Source organism: Eudoraea adriatica DSM 19308 (assembly GCF_000382125.1).
GTDB classification, from domain to species: domain Bacteria; phylum Bacteroidota; class Bacteroidia; order Flavobacteriales; family Flavobacteriaceae; genus Eudoraea; species Eudoraea adriatica.
This window is the reverse complement of the sequence record NZ_KB907552.1, coordinates 1-2,617: the sequence shown is the minus strand read 5'-3', so window position 1 is coordinate 2,617 and position 2,617 is coordinate 1. Positions and strand designations below refer to the sequence as shown.

Sequence of the window (2,617 nt, the reverse complement as noted above, 5' to 3'; positions counted from 1 at the left end):
CCTTGTGTGCCGTCAGCACCATCAGCTCCGGCTGGTCCCTGAGGACCGGTGAGGTCGGAAGAAGTAAAAGAGGTTCCGTCTGAATAGTTTATCGTAAATGTTCCATTTCCGTTATCTACAAATGTAAAAGTGCCCGGATTAGAACCAGATCCGCTACAAAGGTCCTTCCATTGACTCCCATCATAAAGGTAGACGCATTGGGCTTCTATATTATATGCTAAAGCTCCGCGTAGGGGAGTAATACCCTGCATTTGAGCTGTTGTTAGCCGGGTGAGTACAAAAGCCTTGTTACTGCTTTCCAATTCTAAAATAGAAGCAGCATCTATGCTATTGGGATTTTCGCCTATTTTGACCTGTGCTGTCACTATAGCAGAAGACGCGACTAACAGTGCAAAAAGCAATTTTTTTAAATTCATTATCTTAAGATTTGGGCCGAAATCAATAATTCAACGTAAAAATACCCCTAAGAAAGGGACCACTATAGAAAATGTTGTGTAGTTAGTAAAATGTGTGGTGAAAAGAAGAATGACCACTAATTGCCGTTAAATATGGTACTTTATCGACTTTGAACGCGTCTGAAATTATCGATCTAAAAACAAAAATCCCTGATAATTAAGTCCAAGGTCATCCAGAGAAATTACATAGAAATAGACCCCTTCAGGGAGGCCTTGTTCCCGGTTAATGATTAGATTATCTGTATTTGATATCCCTGCAAATTCATTAGTATAATTTACCATTTCAAAAACCTTTAAACCGTAGCGGTCAAAAATCTGGATACTATTATTTGGGCTCAATTCCATTTCCTCAATAACCAAAACATCATTTACCCCATCTCCGTTGGGGGAAACAAAATAATTATCCAGGGTTAAAATATCCTCCGGTTCTGCCAGACTGCCAAAGGTTATGATTTCAAAATCATCGGGGACAAAAGTCTCGGAACTCACAAATCCGTTGGTAAGATCGCCACCTATTGCGGCATTCCCAAGAGAAAGCCATCTGCCGGCCTGCTTATTCCAGCCCATAATAGTAACTGCATTAATTTCAGTAGCTAAGGCTGCTACGTCGCTTCTGGCATTCCAGCTGAGGGTGATGGCAGAAGGCACATTCCCTTCCAAACGCCAAAACTCCCGGGTACTGACGGCTTCAATGGTCCTTGGTTTTAAGTCGGTATCGAAGCCAGGAAAGGTGGACGGACTATTGGGGTCCTCAAAAAAGTAAGCACATCTGGCAAATATATTGGCATCGTCAGAATTTAGAATCAATGGTCTCAACTGTTGCGAATCTCCTACCGGAAATGTAAAACTTTGTTGATTGGTGATTGTAGCATAGCCATCAATTTTAGAACCATCTGCTGGGCCCACATAAAAGGCATCCTGCAGAAAGTTATAATAGATATCTACTGAATTTCGGGGTGTAATAAAGTCGCCTACAACAAAATTGGTATTGTTGGTTACGTTTAAGGCTGTATTGAGTTGCACGCCCAGGTCATTTGCTATTTCCGTATCGAAAAATACGGGTGCAAAAGCCCCGTCAACGGAGATCAAAGAACTGCCGTAAAACCCTGCCAGGCCCAGGTTTTCATCAAAAGAGGCGTTATTGATAAGGTTGGTATGAAAGCCCAGCTGCCCCTCCTGGTGAATACGAATGTTCCCGCTGTTGTAGAGTGCGGTTTGGGCATACCCAAAAAACATACTTGCTAAAAATACTATGGAAACGAATTTTTTCAACTAGTTCTCTTTAAGTAAATTTTTAATGGCCTGCATTTCTGCTTTAAGGGTATTAAGCTCCTCCAGAATGGCCTGATTTTTTGTTTCGAGCTGATTGATTTTTTTCTCCTGGTTGATGGTATGTAAAAACAACTCTTCAATTTTTTCAAGGTTCTGCAGGTTGGATTCACTTAGATTCCAAAACCCATCTTCCTGCACTTCTTTGGCTGATTTTATTCCGGGTAAATGGTAGTTTTTCTTAATAAAGTCCTCAATTTCCTCCAGACTGGAGAAATTATAATTTTCATTTATTTCAGAGTAATCTAAAAAGTATTTTTGAAAGACATAGTCTGGATGCAGGTCAATTGCTGCTCTAAATACACTACCTGTTACATTTATATCACCAGTAGCTGTAATATCCGTCCCATTAATATTACCAGTTGCTAAAATAGTGCCTCCAACATGAAGTCTTTCAGTAGGATTCAGTTCTCCGACCCCTACGTTTTGAGACGCATCTATTCTTATTGCTTCTGTACCAGATGTAACTAAGCCAAGTTGGTTTATAGCAGCTCTATAGATACCGGTATCAGAATCGTTATCGAAACTATAGGCAACACTTCCAGGTAGTGTGCCAAACGTATTTCTAATTCCTTCTGCTCGTATGGTGCCTTCCACATGTAATTTATTATTAATGACAGCATTGCTAGGACCAATACGCATGTTACCTGTTCCAATAAATCTCAAATCTCCACCCGCAAGGTCATATGTTCTATTACTCACTGTTTGGGTTAAATTGGAGTTAGCTAAATTATTTCCTCCCCCTGCTACGGATAAATCGTAGTCATCCCCAGTTTGCACCAGGGCAACGGATCCATCTGTAGACGTAATCGTCTGAATTTCATTGGCTGGAT

The 2,617-nt window shown here is 40.7% G+C and carries 3 protein-coding genes; all 3 read right to left on the bottom strand.

Translation table 11 applies throughout. From position 1 onward, the window contains the following. Positions 1-416 (bottom strand): hypothetical protein (locus tag G504_RS19845; protein ID WP_040444316.1); only part of this gene is annotated, 416 nt, incomplete at its 3' end. Positions 417-581: 165 nt separating this feature from the next. Next, entirely contained in the window at positions 582-1,727 is a 1,146-nt protein-coding gene (locus G504_RS0114870) for a gliding motility-associated C-terminal domain-containing protein (RefSeq protein ID WP_019670989.1), read from the bottom strand. Continuing rightward, positions 1,728-2,617, bottom strand: an 890-nt coding sequence (locus G504_RS19840; RefSeq protein ID WP_019670988.1) for a bZIP transcription factor, incomplete at its 5' end; no start/stop codon positions are given. It lies immediately after the preceding gene.